Source organism: Pseudoalteromonas sp. OFAV1 (assembly GCF_021532595.1).
GTDB lineage: Bacteria > Pseudomonadota > Gammaproteobacteria > Enterobacterales > Alteromonadaceae > Pseudoalteromonas > Pseudoalteromonas lipolytica_C.
On record NZ_JAKGBG010000038.1, the window covers coordinates 1 to 19,979 of the forward strand.

The 19,979-nt window shown below is 39.0% G+C and carries 10 protein-coding genes; 9 read left to right on the forward strand and 1 reads right to left on the reverse strand.

The features are described 5' to 3' along the window. The 6 genes from L1267_RS17355 to L1267_RS17380 form a co-directional block, all read left to right on the forward strand. Positions 1-2,239: TonB-dependent receptor domain-containing protein (locus tag L1267_RS17355; RefSeq protein ID WP_235383601.1), on the forward strand; the 2,239-nt coding region annotated here is incomplete at its 5' end. 58 nt (positions 2,240-2,297) lie between these two features. Then, positions 2,298-3,179, forward strand: a complete 882-nt coding sequence (locus L1267_RS17360; RefSeq protein ID WP_235383602.1) for a class I SAM-dependent methyltransferase — start codon at positions 2,298-2,300, stop codon at positions 3,177-3,179. A 396-nt stretch (positions 3,180-3,575) separates the two neighbouring features. Continuing rightward, positions 3,576-6,218, forward strand: coding sequence for a TonB-dependent receptor domain-containing protein (locus L1267_RS17365; protein WP_235383603.1), 2,643 nt, complete (start codon positions 3,576-3,578; stop codon positions 6,216-6,218). Positions 6,219-6,642: 424 nt separating this feature from the next. Beyond that, the gene (locus L1267_RS17370) at positions 6,643-10,839 is read left to right on the forward strand and encodes an ATP-binding protein (RefSeq protein WP_235383604.1); all 4,197 of its coding nucleotides are present in this window, start codon (positions 6,643-6,645) and stop codon (positions 10,837-10,839) included. Positions 10,840-10,952: 113 nt separating this feature from the next. After that, the gene (locus L1267_RS17375; protein WP_135925343.1) at positions 10,953-11,258 is read left to right on the forward strand and encodes an H-NS histone family protein; all 306 of its coding nucleotides are present in this window, start codon (positions 10,953-10,955) and stop codon (positions 11,256-11,258) included. Positions 11,259-11,325: 67 nt separating this feature from the next. Beyond that, the gene (locus L1267_RS17380; protein ID WP_235383605.1) at positions 11,326-13,071 is read left to right on the forward strand and encodes a DEAD/DEAH box helicase; all 1,746 of its coding nucleotides are present in this window, start codon (positions 11,326-11,328) and stop codon (positions 13,069-13,071) included. Positions 13,072-13,097: 26 nt separating this feature from the next. Here L1267_RS17380 and L1267_RS17385 read toward each other — a convergent pair whose 3' ends face one another. Continuing rightward, positions 13,098-13,430 carry a ribonuclease E inhibitor RraB gene (locus tag L1267_RS17385; protein WP_135925338.1) on the reverse strand — a complete coding sequence of 111 codons (333 nt, stop codon included), beginning with the start codon at positions 13,428-13,430 and terminating at the stop codon, positions 13,098-13,100. Positions 13,431-13,601: 171 nt separating this feature from the next. On the opposite strand from L1267_RS17385, the gene L1267_RS17390 reads away from it, so the two are divergent. The 3 genes from L1267_RS17390 to L1267_RS17400 all read left to right on the forward strand — a co-directional run bounded on the left by L1267_RS17390 (position 13,602) and on the right by L1267_RS17400 (position 19,979). Then, the gene (locus tag L1267_RS17390; protein ID WP_442960568.1) at positions 13,602-15,329 is read left to right on the forward strand and encodes an autotransporter assembly complex protein TamA; all 1,728 of its coding nucleotides are present in this window, start codon (positions 13,602-13,604) and stop codon (positions 15,327-15,329) included. Further along, on the forward strand, positions 15,329-19,015 hold the full coding sequence (gene tamB / locus L1267_RS17395) for an autotransporter assembly complex protein TamB (protein ID WP_235383606.1): 3,687 nt from the start codon (positions 15,329-15,331) through the stop codon (positions 19,013-19,015). Before L1267_RS17390 ends, tamB begins: the two co-directional genes overlap by 1 nt. 91 nt (positions 19,016-19,106) lie before the next feature. Further along, a complete protein-coding gene (locus L1267_RS17400; RefSeq protein WP_235383607.1) occupies positions 19,107-19,979 on the forward strand; it encodes a peptidylprolyl isomerase in 873 nt (290 codons plus the stop codon).

Here is a 19,979-nt window from a genome sequence, read left to right on the forward strand (position 1 = left end):
AACATTAGGTGGTGCGTCAGCTAACTTAAATGCTATTCCTATGGCGGCAGTTGAGCGTATCGATATCATGACTGAAGGTGCATCATCTATTTATGGTTCTGATGCAATGGCTGGTGTTGTTAACGTTATCCTAAAAGACAACTATGAAGGCTTAAGCTTCAACGTTGGTGCTGGTCATCGTGATCAAGACGAAGGAACAACGTCTTCAGAGTTCTCAGTAGTAGGTGGTATCTCAAACGATAAAGGTAACATCACGTTTGCATACGATTACCAAAAACGTGAAGGTATCAGTGATGGTGCACGTGATTACACTAAAGCTAAAATCGGTGATTTAGATGGCGATGGTGATATCGAAGCGTACACTGCAGATACTGTTGGTTGGTCTTACTACGGTGCAACAGTTCTTTCTCCTGACTTCTCACAAGCAAAAGCATCACTATTATGTGATGACTTAATTGCAGAGTACGGTGAAAATACGTTCCGTCGTGTAGATGCAAATGAAGACTGGGGTCCAGGCTCTGAGTATTGTATGTATGCGTTTGCAAACGTATCTTACAACACAGCATCAATCGACCGTAACACATTATACATCAGCTCTAACTATGAAATCGCTGAAAATGTAGAGTGGTTTGGTCAAACAATGTTTGTTCAAAACTCATCATTTGGTCGTTATGCTCCTCCAGCTGCTCCTTGGACTGGTATGTCTGCAGACAATGAGCACAACCCATACGGTGAAGATGGTGCATACGGTTTATTCCGTTGGGTTGGTATCGGTACTCGTGACGGTAACGTAGACGACTACAACATCGATTTAACAACTGGTTTACGTGGTTTCCTTGATTGGAACAATGCTTCATGGGAAGTTTACTACCACCGTAACAAAGCAGATAACAAATCTGTTGGTCAATACTACCTTTCTTATTCTGGTTTAGCTTATAACCAAGCTAATGATATTGATTTAGGTTCAGATGAAGGTGTTGCAAACATGAAAGCAACAACACTTCAAGAATCTTCATCGACTTTTGACCAATACTTTGCTGGTATCGGCTTCGATTTATTCGAATTACCTGGTGGTCAAGTATCACACTACGTAGGTATGGAATATTTTGAGCAAACTTATGCAGATATCTACGATGGTCAATCAGCTGCTGGTTTAATCGGTGGTTCAGCAGGTAACTCATCACAGGGTAAACGTGATGTAACAGCATTCTTCTTCGAGTCAGTACTTCCAATTACTGAAACTGTAGAAGTTAACTTAAAAGCTCGTTACGATGACTACTCTGACTTCGGTGACAATATTGCTCCTGCGGTATCTGCTCGTTGGCAAGTAGCTGATAACATCGTTATCCGTGGTTCATATTCTGAGTCTTTCCGTGCACCAGGTCTTGACCTTCTAAATGCTGCACGTACATTCTCTGCTGAATCAGCTATCGACTATGCAAATGGTTCAACTACATCGCGTCAATATGACACTTATTACACGCAAAACTCAGAGTTAGATGCTGAAACTTCAGATTACACTAACCTTGGTATCGCGTGGGATGTAAACGAAAACCTTACTTTCAAAGTTGATTACTTCCAGTTAGCGATTGATAATGTAATTCAATCTAAGTCTCTTCAGTCTTTACTATCTGACGAAGCTGCAGGCCTAATCTCTGCTGTATCAGTAGATACAGATACTTCAAATGAGACTTTCTATCTGAAGCGTGCTGCATCAGGTACTCTAGTTGAAGCAGGTACATCTTACTTCAATGGTGCTGGTTTCGAAATTGAAGGTATCGACTTTACAATTGCTGCAAATCTTGAAACTGGTTTTGGTGATTTCCGTTTCCAAAACGTGAATAGCTTTGTGCTTTCGTATGACCAAGAAGTAGGTGGTGTTGTACAAGATACATCTGGTTGGTCAGGTCAACCTGAGCTTAAGTCTGTTGCAACGGTTGCATGGTCTTATGAAGATCACTCTTTAGCGTGGAATGCAACATACACAGACAGCACTACTGAAACTGAAAAAGATGAAGATGGTGATGGCTACTATGAGCAAACAGGTAAGCTTGATAGCTGGTTAATTCACAACTTAACTTACACTTATAATGCAGGTGCATACGGTGCACTTACTTTCACTGTTAATAACTTAACAGATGAAGATCCAGTGTTATCATCAAACGGTACTTGGGATAACCAAGACCTTTATAATAACTTTGGTCGTGATTATCGTGTAAGCTACTCAATCAGCTTCTAATAAAGTTTTTTGAAAGTAAAAAGGCTGAATTTATTCAGCCTTTTTTTATGGAGTATACATGAGCGACCATTGGACAAATTATTGGCAACAAGGACACCTAACCTCATTTGGAAACGGGTTTAAAAAAAATTACCAAGGATCATTACAAGAGTTCTGGTGTAGTTTCGCGACTAAGCTAGATCCAGACTCATTGGTTCTGGATGTTGGCACGGGCAATGGTGCCTTAATTCAGCTGATACAAAGAGACAAAAAGTTAAATTGTGTTGGAATCGATCAGGCAAAAATTCATCCCGAGGTTTCAAAGAGTGTAGGCGGAACCTTTCTTTCAAATACAGCCGTTGAGAATTTACCATTTAAAGATGATGAGTTTTCGTCTGTTATTGCACAGTTTTCTCTAGAGTACAGTCAACTAGATAAAAGTATCTCTGAGGTTTTTCGTGTATTAAGTGCTAAGGGAGTATTTGCATTTGTCTGTCATCACCCTGAATCAATAATTGTAAAGCCAAATGCAAAGATTTTAGCGGCAGCAAACTTTGTTAGACAAGAGTTAACATCATCTCTAGTGGCTTTGATTAACGATCTTGATAGAAAGCAGCTGGAAAGTGCAAAGCATTATTTCAATGAAATTGAAATAAAAATGAAACGTGAATTTATAAATAATTTTGATGCTTTAGTGGGGACTAATTTACCTGCGTTCATAAACTTCTTGCGTCAAAATCAGAATAACAAAATAGACTTCAAAAAAGCGTTGTCTCTTTTTATGAATGAATTAGAGCTTCTAATTCTTAGGTTAACTGAGTTAGTAAATGCTGCTAACCAGTCAGCACTTTTGATCGAACAAGTAGAAACAATGAAAGTCAATTGTGAAGTTGGGAAAATCTTTGATAACAATCAAGATGAATTACTAGCAATTTACATTATGGGTGAATCGATTCTTTAAAACCCTTATTTAGATTTAGAAAAAGAAGTAGCATTTAATAAATAGATGTTACTTTTTTGAAATCCTCCACCTTTTTCGCCTGCCATAGATAATTTATTTTATTTCAATTGTTAATTTTGATTGTTGCATTTATTAACTATCAAAAAGCTGTTGGTGTGAGTTTTCCACGCTTTTTCTGTACCTTTAAGCAATTATCTTGTACCTAATATTAACGTATTTGGTTTATTGTTGATTATTTGTTTATTGTTTAAATTTCCTTATAAAACAAAGGTTAAAAAAAAGTTGACCAAAAGTTGTACCTGATATTAGTATTTGATAGCTCTAAGGGGGGCTTTGACCCTTTAGTGTTAAATAAATTAATAAAGTCATAACATGGATATGACCAGGGAGAATCAAATGTTAAATAATCAAGTTTCAAAAGCAGTTCGCTTAGCGATTGCTTTTGGTGCAGTGTCAACTGCTGCATTTTCTGCATCGACTGTTGCAGCTGAAGACAACAGTGTAGAAAAAGTTGAACGCATTCAAGTAACAGGTTCACGCATCAAGCGTACTGACCTTGAAGGTGCATCACCTGTAATCAGCATTACATCTGCTGATATCAAAATGGAAGGTGATTTCACTGTAGCTGACGCTCTTCGTTCAAGTTCATTGAACTCATTCGGCTCATTCTCAGAGCGTTCAGGTAGCTCTGCTCAGTCTCAAGCAACTATTAACTTACGTGGTGCGGGTTCACGCCGTACACTTGTGCTATTAAACGGTCGTCGTTTCCCAGGCTCACCAACATTAGGTGGTGCGTCAGCTAACTTAAATGCTATTCCTATGGCGGCAGTTGAGCGTATCGATATCATGACTGAAGGTGCATCATCTATTTATGGTTCTGATGCAATGGCTGGTGTTGTTAACGTTGTATTAAAAGACAATTATGAAGGCCTAAGCTTTAACGTTGGTGCTGGTCATCGTGATCAGGACGAAGGGACAACGTCTTCAGAGTTCTCAGTAGTAGGTGGTATCTCAAACGATAAAGGTAACATCACGTTTGCATACGATTACCAAAAACGTGAAGGTATCAGTGATGGTGCACGTGATTACACTAAAGCTAAAATCGGTGATTTAGATGGTGATGGTGATATCGAAGCATACACTGCAGATACTGTTGGTTGGTCGTACTTCGGTGCAACTGTTTTATCTCCAGACTTCTCAGAAGCAAAAGCGTCTCTACTATGTGATGATTTAATTTCTCAGTATGGCGAAGATACATTTCGTCGTGTAGATGCAAATGAAGACTGGGGCCCAGGCTCTGAGTATTGTATGTATGCGTTTGGTAACGTATCTTACAACACAGCATCAATCGACCGTAACACATTATACATCAGCTCTAACTATGAAATTTCCGATAACGTAGAGTGGTTTGGTCAAACAATGTTTGTTCAAAACTCATCATTTGGTCGTTATGCTCCTCCTGCTGCAGAGTGGGAAAATATGTCTGCTGATAACCCACACAACCCTTATGGTGTAGACGGTGCGTATGGTTTATTCCGTTGGGTTGGTATCGGTACTCGTGACGGTAACGTAGACGACTACAATATCGACTTAACTACTGGTCTTCGCGGTGACTTCGACTGGAACAATGCTTCATGGGAAGTTTACTACCACCGTAACAAAGCAGATAACAAATCTGTTGGTCAATACTACCTTTCTTATTCTGGTTTAGCTTACAACCAAGCTAATGATATTGATTTAGGTTCAGATGAAGGTGTTGCAAACATGAAAGCAACAACACTTCAAGAATCTTCATCGACTTTTGACCAATACTTTGCTGGTATCGGCTTCGATTTATTCGAATTACCTGGTGGTCAAGTATCACACTACGTAGGTATGGAATATTTTGAGCAAACTTATGCAGATATCTACGATGGTCAATCAGCTGCTGGTTTAATCGGTGGTTCAGCAGGTAACTCATCACAGGGTAAACGTGATGTAACAGCACTCTTCTTCGAGTCAGTTCTTCCAATTACTGAAACTGTAGAAGTTAACTTAAAAGCTCGTTACGATGACTACTCTGACTTCGGTGACAATATTGCTCCTGCGGTATCTGCTCGTTGGCAAGTAGCTGATAACATCGTTATCCGTGGTTCATATTCTGAGTCTTTCCGTGCACCTGGTCTTGACCGTCTTAATGCTGCGCGTTCATTTTCAGCAGAAGACGCTATTGACTATAGAAATGGCTCTACAACAGAGCGTCAGTACAATACATACTATACACAAAACTCAGAGTTAGATGCTGAAGAATCAGATTACACTAACCTTGGTATCGCGTGGGACGTAAACGACAACCTTACTTTCAAACTTGATTACTTCCAGTTACAAATCGATAATGTAATCCAACAAAAGACATTACAAGCTCTTTTATCTGACGAAGCTGCAGGCCTAATCTCTGCTGTATCAGTAGATACAGATACTTCGAATGAGACTTTCTATCTGAAGCGTGCTGCATCTGGAACGCTTATTGAAGCAGGTACATCTTACTTTAATGGTGCTGGTTTCGAAATTGAAGGTATCGACTTTACAATTGCTGCAAATCTTGAAACTGGTTTTGGTGATTTCCGTTTCCAAAACGTGAATAGCTTTGTACTTTCATATGAAGAAGAAGTAGGTGGTCGAGTTCAAGATACATCTGGTTGGTCAGGTCAACCTGAGCTTAAGTCTGTTGCAACGGTTGCATGGTCTTATGAAGATCACTCTTTAGCATGGAACGCAACATTTACTGATAGCACAAGTGAGTTTGAAAAAGCTCCTTTAGATGCTGATGGTAATCCAATTGCTGGTGCTAAATATGATGTGTCTGGTCGACTTGATAGCTGGTTAGTACATAACTTAACTTATACTTATAATGCTGGTGCATATGGTGCTGTTACTTTCACTGTTAATAACTTAACAGATGAAGATCCAGTGCTATCATCAAATGGCACATGGGATGATCAAGACTTATATAACAACTTTGGTCGCGATTATCGAGTAAGCTACTCAATCAGCTTCTAATAAAGTTTTTTGAACGTAAAAAGGCTGAATTTTTTCAGCCTTTTTTTATGGAATATACATGGCGATCATTGGACAAAATATTGATACAAGGCTACCTGATGTCTTTAGCAATTATTTTAATAGTTTATTAAGAAGGAGAGTTAAACGATTCGTCAAAACCATGATAATGAGCATAAAGTTCTTAACCTTAATCAAAGGTTTGTTTGTCATCACTTTGAATCAATTATTATTCCGAACTAGAAAACTCTCAGTATTGTTAGTAAGTAAAATCAAAGAGTGGTTGATATTGAAATGGGTTTTATAAAATAAGAAAGCACAGATATTAATGAGTGCTAATTGCATTGAAACAAGTTAGTTATTTGTACCATTTGAAATAATCTCTTATACTGGAATTTCCTGATTAACAATTAGTTAAGGCTTTTGTTTGGGTAAGATAACTGTCTTTATCTATATATTACTTTCATTACTTGTATCATTTAGTGCGAATTCTGAACAGACTGGTGCAACTTTAAAAGCAGGTATCGTTAGCTATAACTTTTTCCCGTATCATACGCGTGATGCTGATGGTCAGTTTTCAGGCGTGATTGTTGGCTACAGTAATGAAATTGCCAGCTTGCTTGGGGCTGAATTAGATTATGAAGTATATGCAAGTTTAAATGAGCTTTTAGATGCTTTGGAGGCAGGAAAAGTCGACTTTGCTGTTGGCTTAAATGAGACAAAACAACGCAAGAAGCATTTCTTATTTTCTACTCCGTTTATGGAATCGCCGCGCGGAATAGTGACAAAGCAAAAGATAGCCAACGATGCTTTAAAAAATTTGGCTAGCCTGCGCTGGGTTTGTATAACTGGCAGCTCACATTGTGAATATTTAGCCGAAAATGGCGCTCTGTTTATTAATCGCTTTATTCAACCGGAAGATGCATATAAGAAAATTGCTGATGGCACATTTGATGCGTTTTTGGGAGATTATTCTGCTTTATCTCATCAATTTAAAAATCGTACTCATGATAACTTAAAAGTAGTTAGCCCTATTTGGTTATCAAGTGAGACTCTGCATGTAATGTTCAATAAAAACAATACATTGCTACGTAACCAAGTGAATTCTGTTTTGACCTCAATATCTCCAACAACTAAACAGTTGTGGGAAAGTGCTGCGAGCGAAGAGTACTTAGCTGCAAAGGCATATGGGCAGTTTAAGCGCGATTTTAACCGTATTAATGCCGAAGATATTAATAATTATTTACTGACATTTTCATTTATTGATGGCATTTATCCACTAAATTCAACAAACAAGAATGGTGAGGCCAGAGGGTATTTAAACGATACACTGCAACTTCTTTCACAGCGAAGTGACTTTCAATTTAAGTACATACCAGCCGCTAACTCTAGCGAGTTAGAAAAATTATTTTTAGCTAATAAAGTTGATATTATTCCTACACTTACACCATCTAAAATAGATGAAGGTGTACTAATTGCTTTACCTGCTCACTATAGTTTAGAAATGGTGTTAATTTCTAAGCGTTCAAGAGAAATTAAACGGATAGGGTATTTTGAAACGTTTGCAAATCCATTAGAGAGGCTTGTGGTTAGTGAACAGCTTGATACCGTCTCATTCGATTCAATTCAAACTCTTTTTTATGCGTTAAGAAATGATAACATCGACGGCGTAATCTTGCCTCAAAGCATTGCCGCTTATCAATTAAATCAGTTTTATATTGGTGAATTTTACATCAATCCAAAATATCGTTATTCGCAGCCTATTTACTTTTTAGTAAATAAACACTTTTCTGAATTTGCCACTTTACTCGATAGTTTATTTAAAACATTAACAAGTAATGATTTTACTCATGTAGTCAATCGCCATGGTATTTTTAATATTGAGCAAGGCTACGATAAAAAAACGGTAAACACGACAGCAATTCTTGTTTTAATTCTGTTGGCAGTATCTGTTATTTACTTTATTAGCTGGCGAATAACAATTAATAGAGAAATAGCAAAACGCGAACACGCTGAACAGGTTACACTTAGTAAACTTAACTTCACTCAAAAGCTGATAGATGACCTTCCTACTATGGTGGTGATACAGGATAAAGATCAACGTCGCATAATGTGGAATAAGGCTTATAAAGATAATTTTGCTCATTTATGGGATAAAGATAATCAATACCTACGTACTGATCTTGATGTGGTTAAGAAACTGCTTTCGCAAAACAGACAAAGTTTAAAGTCAGGAAAAGTGATAAATCAGCAAATAAACTACACCAATAATGAAGGACAAAACCTTGAACTTCTTTATACAAAAAAACCTTATTATGGTGTTGATGGTTTACTTGCAGGCATTATGACAGTAATTACGGATGTTACTGAGCATCACCAATTACAGCGTGAGAATAAATCAGTACAAAAACTACTACAAACAATTACCGATACTATCCCAGGCGGCGTTTTTCAGTACGAGTATTATGATAATGGTGAGGGTAGCTACACTTATATTAGCCGAGGCGCACAAGAGTTATTAGGTATTTCAAATACAACCGTTAATCGTCGGGGTATGACAGGTTGCATTTCGCCTCATATTGTTGATGAAGACAGGGTTAAAATTGCTAAAAGTTTTAAGCTTGCTAACAAACTTAATAGCATGATCGATATTGAGTTTAGAGTGAACCATTTAGGTCAGCAGATTTGGTGTCGATATATAGCAAATGCTGAGCCCAAAAAGCAGTCTTCGCAAGAGGGAGTTCGTTGGAATGGTATTTTATTTGACATTAATTTGCTAAAACGCCAGCAAGCAGACCTTACAAAGGCAAATCAATTAGCACAGCAAGCTGATTTAGCGAAAAGTCGTTTTATTGCAACCATGAGTCATGAACTGCGAACGCCTATTTCAGGCGTTAGTGGCTTTATTGAATTACTAAAAGCTTCAACGATGACTGATGAGCAATACCAATTGGTAGAGCACATTGATGGCTCTTTATTAAAGTTACGCACTTTAGTTGATGATATTCTTTATTTTGCAAATACTAATGCGGGTAATATCGATGTTGAAATACGAAATGTAGATTTAGAGTCGCATTTATGCCGAGTTATACGCGCTCATGAATATCTTGCTAAGCAAAAAGGCATAGAGTTTATTTTATCGTGGCGTACAGCGGCCTATAATTTAGCTTCTGTCGATATAAACCACGTGATGCAAGTTGTTTCTAACGTGCTAAATAATGCAGTTAAGTTTACCGAACAAGGCACGATTAGTTGTGATGTTTTGTTTGAAAAAAACACCCTTAAACTTGAAGTATCAGATACCGGCAAAGGTATGACTGCTCAGCAACTAAAGCAAACATTTACCCCTTTTGAGCAAGCAGATAATTCTATTCAACGTCGCTTTGGTGGTGCTGGTCTGGGTTTAAGTCTTGCCAAGCAATTACTAGATGCAATGGAAGGTGAGATTAATATTTCTAGTACTTATGGGAAAGGCACCAATGTTTATATCACTGTGCCATTAACCCAAGTTAGCAAATCTAAGCTAAGTCTATCTTCTGTTACTTGGTATGTCTGTAGTCAAAATCAGCCTCTGTTAAATTGTTTAGACAGCATTGGTGTTCAATATAAGCAGCTAGATTGGCCATTAGATAAACATGCTTTTGAGCAGGCAAAAAGTATATTTATTGATGAGTGCTATATGGTGGAACTTTGCGGTAACGACTGGCGAACAGAGATAAACCAAGCAAGCAACAAATACATTATTGTGTTAAGTCCGAATGGCACTCAAGCCCCGGCAAAATGTAGCTGTCACGTTTTAGCTGTAGACCCACTTTATCCAGATATACTAAGAGAGTTAATTGATAATATTCACACTAAAAGTAGTGAGCCAACCCGACTAGAAAATACTCCTGTTTATGGTCAAATACTGATAGCTGAGGATAATAAAACCAATCAACTATTACTTGAAAAGCAATGTCAAAAGCTTGGTATTAAGGCTGTAATAGTCGAGGATGGTTTCGCAGGGTTAAAAGCGCTTGAGAATAATCATTTTGACTTATTATTAACAGACTGCCACATGCCGGATTTAGATGGTTTTGGCTTAGCGAAAAGTATACGAGAAAAAGAGCAATTTAAGCATTTACCTATTATCGGTTTTACTGCTGACTCATCGAAAGAATGTCTAAAAAAAGCTTTAGATTCAGGTATGAATAGCGTTCTTTTTAAGCCGTACAAACTAAATGAATTATATAATAGATTGGCTGAGTTTATTGACCTCAACACGAGTGATGTTGAAACCATTGATAATACATTTATAAATATACAAGGTGTTAAAGATAAGCAGCATTGGTTAACTGTTTTTGGAAATGAAAATGATGCAAAAATGTTAGCTGAGGTGTTTATAAACAGCTTACAAGAAGATGTGGATAATTTATCTACGCACTTAAAAAATCATGATATTGAAAAGATTTCTCGTTCAATCCATAAGCTTAAAGGTGGGATTGTTATGCTTCAATACCCACCGTTGTCAGAACTTATCGTGCAGACAGAAAATAGATTTAATCAACAACATGACACTTTGGTTGTCGAAGGGTTGATTTCAGAGCTACTTGACGTAATAGATAAAGTTAAGTTATGGCTTTAATATAATGAAAAGTGCTATAAAAAATAAGCATGCCATAGATTAATTTATGATTTAATTATATACTCATGAACGTTTAACATCTAACTTAAATTTTATATCCAAGAGAGCTCTAAATGAAAGAAATCCGATCTTTTGTTAAATCTGCGTCGTTAACTGAGCTTGAAAAAGCCAAGCAGCTAATTGACACAGCAATCGAGAAATATACTCAACAGCAAGAAGCTAAAAAAGAAGTACTCGATTTGTTAAAAGAAAAAGGACTTACATTAGAAGATTTACAAGATGTAGCAAGTACAGATAAGCGTACTAAAGTTAAACCAAAATATCGCATCGAGTATAATGGTGAAATCGTTGAATGGACGGGTCGTGGTAAACGTCCTAAAGCGTTCCAAGGTGTCGATCTAACTAAGCACTTGGCTTAATTTTTTGCTTTAAAGAATATGAAGGGAAGCGTATGCTTCCCTTTTTTATGTCGAATATTCCGATAAAATGAAGTACGTACTCAGACCCTACCAACAAGAGGCCGTAGAACGCACGGTTGCTCACTTTCGACAAACAGATGATGCTGCACTGATCGTATTACCAACAGGGGCAGGAAAAAGCCTTGTTATTGCAGAGCTTGCGCGCATTGCCAAACAAAAAATTATGGTGCTTGCACATGTCAAAGAATTGGTGGAGCAAAACGCAGAGAAATATATGAGCTTTGGTTTTAAGGCGAGTATTTTTTCAGCAGGTTTAAAGCAAAAGTCTTTAACAGAGCAAGTCACCTTTGCAAGTGTGCAGTCCCTGGCGCGCAATACCGATAAGCTGAGTGATGCCTACTCTTTGTTGATCATTGATGAGTGTCACCGTGTCAGCGGTGATGAACAAAGCCAATACGGGCAGGTGATAGCGAGTCTAAAAAAGCAAAACCCAAATCTTAAAGTGCTAGGCTTAACTGCGACACCTTTTCGTATGGGGATGGGCTGGGTTTATCATCATCATTATCACGGTTTTGTTAGAGGTGATAAAGATGCGCCATTTAAAAAGTGTATTTTTGAGTTACCACTGCGCTATATGATTAAGAACGGCTATTTAACGCCGCCGCATGAAGTCGATGCTGCTATTAGTCATTATGACTTTTCATCACTACCGAGTGATTCATCTGGTCGATACAGTATCGAAAATATGAATGCATTATTGAAAGATAACACACGGGCAACAAAAGCTATTATCAAGCAAGTTATAGAATACAGTGAACAGCGTCATGGCGTGATGATCTTTGCCGCAACCGTGATGCATGCCAAAGAAATTACCGGTTACTTACCAGAGCAAAATACTGCACTTATAACCGGCGATACCGATAATAACGAACGTGACCGAATTATTAATCAATTTAAAGCAAAACAAATAAAGTATTTGGTTAATGTATCTGTGCTCACGACAGGCTTTGATGCTCCTCATGTTGATTTCATCGCAATTTTACGGCCAACCGAATCGGTCAGTTTATACCAGCAGATTGTAGGTCGGGGCCTGCGCTTAAGTGAAGGAAAAAAAGACTGCTTAGTGATTGATTATGCAGGTAATGGTTTTGATTTGTTTTATCCTGAAGTGGGCAGTAAAAAAGCGCAAAGTGATAATGAGCCTGTTCAAGTACTGTGTCCGGGTTGTGGATTTGCGAATATTTTTTGGGGTAAAACAGACAGCGAGGGCAAAGTGATTGAGCATTTTGGCAGACGTTGCCAAGGCTTGCTGGACGATGGTGAAGAACAAGTTCAGTGCGATTATCGTTTTCGGTTTAAAGAATGTGAGCAGTGTGGTGAACAAAATGACATTGCTGCAAGGCAGTGCCATTCTTGTGGTGCTATGATGGCAGACCCTGATGATAAACTACGAGAAGCACTAAATTTAAAAGATGCCTTGGTATTAAGGTGTAGTGGTTTGTCAGCTCAGGTGATCGCAAAAGGTTTACTTAAAATTAGTTATTATGATGAAGACGGTGCAAGTTGTGATGAGGTATTTAACTTAGCAAATGACACCGGACGATTTATTTTTAATAAGCAGTTTGGTAAGAGAGCAGCACCAGGTTTTACCCCAATTGAATGGCAAAGCGCTGAGCAGGTTGTCGATTTACAGCAGCAACTACTGGCCCCCGATTTTGTGATTGCGCGTAAAAATAAAAAATATGGTTGGAAAGTGGCAGAAAAGCTATTTGATTATCAGGGGAATTTTCGTAAAGCGAATCAACTAAATTGATTCGCTTACAAAATTGGCTGGCAGGCTTATTGTTCTTCAGCCATTAAACCCCAGCCATCACCATAACCATTATGGCCATTAGCGATGCTTTCTAAGTATTGCTCAGTTTGGCTAAGTAAAGTGTGATCTGGCACCATCTTCACGCGGGTAATTACTTCCCACACCCCTGTATCTGGGCATTTGGTTAACTCTGTTGAAGGAGCAAGCTCATCACTTGTAATCGCTTCAGCAAATTTTTCTGCTTCAGGTTTTTGTTCAAAAAGAATATAGAAATCGATGGTTTGCATACTGGTTAAATCGACACCAGCTTCAGCTATTTCAGCTAATAATTGACCGTTTTCGTCATCAGGGAAGTGCATTTAGTCGCTCATTCATTATAAATCTAGGTATTATCCGCTATTGTAGCGAAAATAATTGTTTAACGCGTACTAATTTTAGCATTTCAATTATGTCGGTGGCTATTGCACTGTGCTAGTATCTTTTTGTACTCATTTTAGATTATGACTCCTCCAAAAAAGTAAGGATATTTTTTGTATACTCGGCATTTCTTTTTTGTCTTTTTGTTTATCTGCTTTTCATACAGCCAGCATGCATCGAGTGCGGCTACGGTTATTAAAGATTATAAAATTCAGGGGATCAGTGATGAGCTCGAAAAGAACGTTGAGCTTTACATAAAACAACTTATCGATGAAAAAACTTCCAAGGCATTAAAGCGTCATGCTAAAAGCCAAGTAGAAATGAGTTTAAAAGCCCTTGGCTATTACAAACCGACCATCAAAATTAGTTTCGATAACGCGCAGCAGCTATTAATTGTCGATGTTGAACGAGGCCCTGTTACCCGAATTGCAGATATCAACGTAACTATCACTGGTGCCGGGAAAGATGACGCTGAATTTATGTCTGCTGTCAATAGTATCAAAATCAAGCAGGGTGACTTTTTAAATCACGGTAAATATGAGGCTGCTAGAAAAGGTCTTGAAAGCCAGCTATTAGAGTTAGGCTATTTTGATGCGAAGTGGCACGAGCATAAATTGGCCGTATCGCTAAAAAATAATAGCGCAAAAGTCATTTTTAATGTCGATACCGGTCCTCGCTATCAGTTTGGTGATATCACCATTGGGAGTGAGACTCCCGCTGAAAAATACATTCGTTCGCTGGCGGAGTTTAAACAAGGTCAGCCATATAAAGCGACCGAGGTTTCTGATTACAACTTAGCGCTATCGAGTACCCCTTATTTTGCGAGTGTCCGTGTGTATGCAGATATTGCAAAACGTAAAGATAATCAAGTGCCTGTTAATGTTGATGTATTACATAAGCCAGCCAATAGCTATGAAGTGGGTGGCGGTTATAGCACAGATCTTGGTCCGAAAGTTCGTTTTAAGTGGACCAAACCTTGGATCACCGAAGATGGCCACTACTTAGAAAGTAACCTAAATGTATCTGAGCGCCAGCAAGATATATCATTGGGCTATACGGTACCGGTCGACGATCCTAATGATGACCTTTGGCGCTTCTCTGTGGGTTACAAGCTCGAAGACGAATTAACTAATGATCTGTACAGCAAAATATTAACCGGACAGTTGCAAAGGCAATGGCTAACCGAAGACGACTGGGTGCGTACGGCCTTTTTAAGACGTGATTATGAAACTTATCGTATTGGCGATGAGGAGCAAAGTGCAAAAATGCTGATGCCCGGCATCAGTTATGCGAAAAAAGATACTGAAGGGGGTACAACACCTTATGAAGGTTACCAATGGATGGTTTCGGCCGAATTTGGTTTAAAAGATATGATGTCTTCAACCAACATTTTGCGCTTACAACTGCAAAATGCCTGGCTAACTACTTTTGCAGATCGCCATATGTTGTTTTTAAGAGCCAACCTAGGTGCCATGCTGGTCGATAATATAAATGATGTGCCGTTATCACTGCGTTTCTATGCCGGTGGTGATCAGAGTGTACGTGGTTTTGCTTATGAATCTATTTCCCCAGAAGATGAGGAAGGGCGCTTAATTGGTGGTAAATATTTGATGAGTGGCACTGTTGAATATAACTATCAATTTGCTGAGCATTGGCGCGCAGCCTTATTTGTCGATAGTGGTACTGCGACTAATGATTTTAGTGACCGCGTCGAAGTCGGTGCCGGTTTTGGTTTTCGGTATTTAACCCCTGTTGGCCCGGTGCGTATCGACCATGCTTGGGGTCTGACAAAAGAAAGCAAAAGTACCCGATTAAGTATTACCATAGGGCCTGAAATCTAATGAAGATGTTAAAAAAGATAACCAAGGTTCTATCAATCACGTTGGCAAGTCTGCTAGTTATTGTGTTTTGTTTGCTATTCACCGCGCCCGGTAATCACTTTATTGCATACACAGCTAATAAGTTAGTTGATGGCTTAACAATAAAGCTGCCATCTGGGCGTTTTTTATATAACGATGCGTTTGATGTTCATTTTGAAAATCAAGGCATCAAGCTTGATGCAAAGCAGCTAAAAATTGATTTGTTCTGGTGGCGTTGTGATGGCATTTGTCTTGATAATTTAAGCGCCCAGTCGATAGATTTAAATATTAAAAGCCAAGCTGCATCAACTGAGCAGGGCTCTGAAACAGAGCCTGAAGTTGCACAAGCCGCACAAATTAGCTTACCAATGAAAGTTGCTGTTAAGCGAGTTGCAATTAATCGCTTTAATCTTGCGCATCCGAGTGCCGATGTAACAGTCAACAAATTAAACTTAAGTGGTCGCGGTGAAGCATCGGATATTACAGTGGATACACTGACCATTGCTGATGTTGCTATGATGCTACACGAAGCAAAAAAGCAGCCTAAATCAACGCCATTAACAGAGCTGCCAGCATTACCATCCCTCGATATTACGCTACCGATTAATATTGAGTTAAAGCAATTTCAAATCAGTAAAGTTGCTGTTACCCCTTATGGCGCAGAAGAGGCTCAGCTTATTGAAAATATCGAGTTGATTGCGTCAGCCAAAGGAAGCGATATTAATCTTGAAAAGCTTGCTGCAGGTTATCAGCAATGGCAATTGCACTCTAACTTAGTGGCAGAGCTTTCGGGTGAAAATTCAATTGAGGGGGCTGTGTCTGTAAATAGCAATGAGCATCAAGCTAAGTTATTAGTTTCAGGGCCGCTTGAGGATTTAAAGTTAGACCTAGTTACACAGGGAGCATACCCAGCAGAGTTAAAAGGGGCTGTGAACCTAAAACAAACAAATTACCCATTTGATTTTACTGGTCAAATAGCAAAGTGGCAAATAGCAACAGATACACAACAGCTGCAATTATCGGACTTTGATTTAAAAGCGAAAGGCCATGCCGATGCTTATTCTGTTGATTTGAGCCTAGTAACGCAGTTAGATGCATTACCGGCAATGACTGTGAAATCGCAATTACAAGGTAGTTTAACAAACGCAAAACTTGAGCAGTTAAGCCTTAATACTAACGACAGTAAAGCAGAAATTACCGCATCAGTTGATTGGTCAAATGGCGTAAAAAGCCAATTTAAAGGGGGTTTAAGCCACTTAAAAGCCCAATATTTAACGGATGCACTAAGTAGTGATTTATCTGGTGAATTTAATGGTTCATTTAACTTACAAGCAAGTGAGTGGCAGCTTGCGCTGGATAACACACAATTAAATGGCTCTGTGAATGAAGTACCTGTGACCTTGCTGTCGGACTTTGAACTTGATAGCAGCTTGCATGCGAGTTTCAATAAACTAGAAGTGAAAAGCGGTAAAAATGAAATTGCTTTATCGGGTCAGGTAGATGATGTATGGCAAGTTGACGGCAAATTGCGTTTAGATGCAAGTGGTCAAGATATCTTGCCTATGCAAGGCAAGGGCTTTGCTGATTTGAGTTTGCGTGGTGAGCGTCTTGCGCCAACGGTTGATTTAAATTTAGTTCTTAATACATTGAGCTATCAAGATATTCAGGTTGATGGTTTAACATTAAAAGGGCAATTTGATTACGCTGCAGACTGGCAAACGGATGTGTCATTGGTGCTTGATTCTGCATCGATTAGCGAACACAAAATTAATCAAATTGAGTTAGACGCTAGCGGCGATAAAACAGATCACCATTTAACTTTTTTACTCGATGCAGACCAAGGCAAGGCGTCGTTTGATATTGACGGTAAATTTAATAAAGAAACCTGGCAAGGTGCGCTGAGCCAAATTCTTGTTACCGATAATCAGGTGCGCTTTGGCACTAATAAACCAATTAATATTCAAGTTAATACCAAGACATTTGACTTTAATGTCGCTGCACATTGCTGGCAAAGTGATAACTCAAAATTATGCTTTGAGACTTTGCAGCAAACTAAGCAGTTAGGCCAGTTAAATGCACAGCTTGCAGCGTTATCGATTGCTGAATTTAAACACTTCTTACCAGATAACTTGAAAGTAACAGGGGATGCAAGCGGGGAGTTTGTTGCCAACTGGAATAATGGCGCACTAAAAACTATTCGTGCCAATATCAAAACTCAGCAGCTTGAAGCATCCTTAATCGATGGTGCAAGTGTATATAAATTACCGGTTGAGGTTTTAGATATTTCGGCAATGAGCGACGCACAAGTTGGTAAACTTAATGCCACTATTGATTCATCCGTATTAGGTAAAGTAACGTCAGAGCTCAACATTGATGATATTCAAAATCAACAGACCTTAGCGGGCGACTTGGTTATTGAGAAAATTGAGTTAACAAACTTACGACCCTTTATTGCTTCACTTGAGCAATTAACAGGCGACATCAAAGGACGATTAGCAATCGCAGGTACTTTAAAAGAACCATTACTCAATGGTGATTTTGATGTCGAAAAAATCAACCTTGAAGGGGCAACCCTGCCTGTATCGCTGCAAAACTCTTATGTGAACATTGCCTTTAATAACCAAAGTGCGAAGCTCACGGGTGAGCTTAAAGATACTGAAGGGGGCGCGCTTAATTTATCTGGTGGTGTTGATTGGCAGCAAGATTTACCTGACGTTGACGTGAAATTAAACGGTAAAGAGTTTTTTGTGCGTGCCCAGCAAGATGTCACCTTTAAAGTATCGCCAGATTTAACAATGTCGTTGAAGAATAATGCGTTTAATCTTGATGGCCAAGTTGTGGTGCCATGGGGTCGTATTGCCATTGAAGAGCTACCAGAAGGCGCTGTACAAGTCAGCGATGATGAAGTCATTGTTGATATTGAGCAGCAACAGTCAGAAAAAGTGCCCTTTGATTATGCTATTAACTTAAAGGTGTTGGTTGAAAATGATGTGCGCGTTGACTCGTTTGGCTTACAGTCGAAAGTTGAAGGTGACATAAACATCAGCATGGACCAAGTTACGCCGATGATAGCAACGGGTGAGTTGAACCTAGTTCAAGGTACCTATCGTGCTTTTGGTCAAGACTTGCAAATTCGCACCGGTCAGGTGGGCTTTAGTGGCTCAATTGATAAACCGTACTTGAACATTAAGGCAATTCGTAATCCAGACAACACCTCGAATGGCGTGATTGCGGGTATTACCTTAACTGGTAATGTTGAACAGCCTTCATTAAAAGTATTCTCAGAGCCTGCGATGGACCAAGCCCAAGCATTGGCTTATTTATTAAATGGTCAACCTCTTGATGAAGGAGACAGTTCAACCGATGCGATGCTCACCCAATTACTGCTTGCCCAAGGTGTAAACCGTAGTGAAGGTGTGGTATCTAAAATTGGTGAAAGCTTTGGTTTGTCTGATGTAAGCTTAAGTTCAAGCGGTAGCGGGGATGACACCAAAGTTGAAATATCTGGCTATGTTACACCAGGTATTCAAGTGAAATACAGTGTCGGCATTTTTGATTCATTAAGTGAAGTGGCAGTTCGTTATCAATTGTTGTCGCAATTGTATATCGAGGTCACCAGCGGCCTTTATCAAAATGTTGATATTCTTTATAAATTTGATTGGGACTAATACATCTACTTGGCACCATAAATCGCTTTTATTTGCTTATTAAGGCATAAGTTAATAGGCTGAGTTGTCAATTACTTAAAAGATAATAACAATGAAATTAAGTCTATTAACTCTGTGCCTTGGCGTAGTATTAGCTGCACCAATTGCTGCAAAAGAAACAAGCCAAAAACGTTCTGCTGGCGAAATCATTAAAACCGCAAGTAGCAGTGAGTGGCGAAAAGTCAGTGCCGAAAACGTTATTAAATTAACCTTACCTACAGGCGCTGCTTATATCGAACTAAACGATAAACTAGCGCCTATTCACGCAAATAACATGCGACAGCTTGCCAAAGAAGGGTTTTATCAAGGCCTGAGTATGTATCGCTTTGTTGAAGGATTTGTTGCGCAGGGCGGAGATGCCAGCGAAAGTAAACCTGTTAAAAATGCAAAAAAAGGGTTACCTGCTGAGTTTTATCTACGCACCGAGGCTCCTTTAGCGATTACAGAGCTTAAAGGGCCTGATGGCTATGCCGCTAAAACGGGCTTTTTAAATGGCTTTGCTGTGGCACAAAACCAAAGCCAAACCGAAACATGGCAAGTACATTGCCCAGGAATTTTTGCTATGGCCCGCGGTAATGATATTAATTCCGGTGGTACCGAATTTTATGTCACCATCGGTAATAGCCAGCGCTATTTAGACCGTAATATCACCGTGTTTGGTCGTGTTTTAGAAGGCATGGAGCACTTTAATCTATTGCAGCGTAAAGCCACTGAAGGTCAGGCATTTAATCCCATTACAGATATGCAAGTATTAGCAGATATTAAAGACACAGATAAAAGTGAGTTTCGGGTGATGAAAACAGACTCAAATGCGTTTAAAGCCCTTATTGAAGCGCGTAAAAATCGCGTAGAAGCATGGTTTGTTGAAAGCCCTGATTACATCGACGTTTGTGCCATGCCAATTCCAACCGAACGGATTAAATAA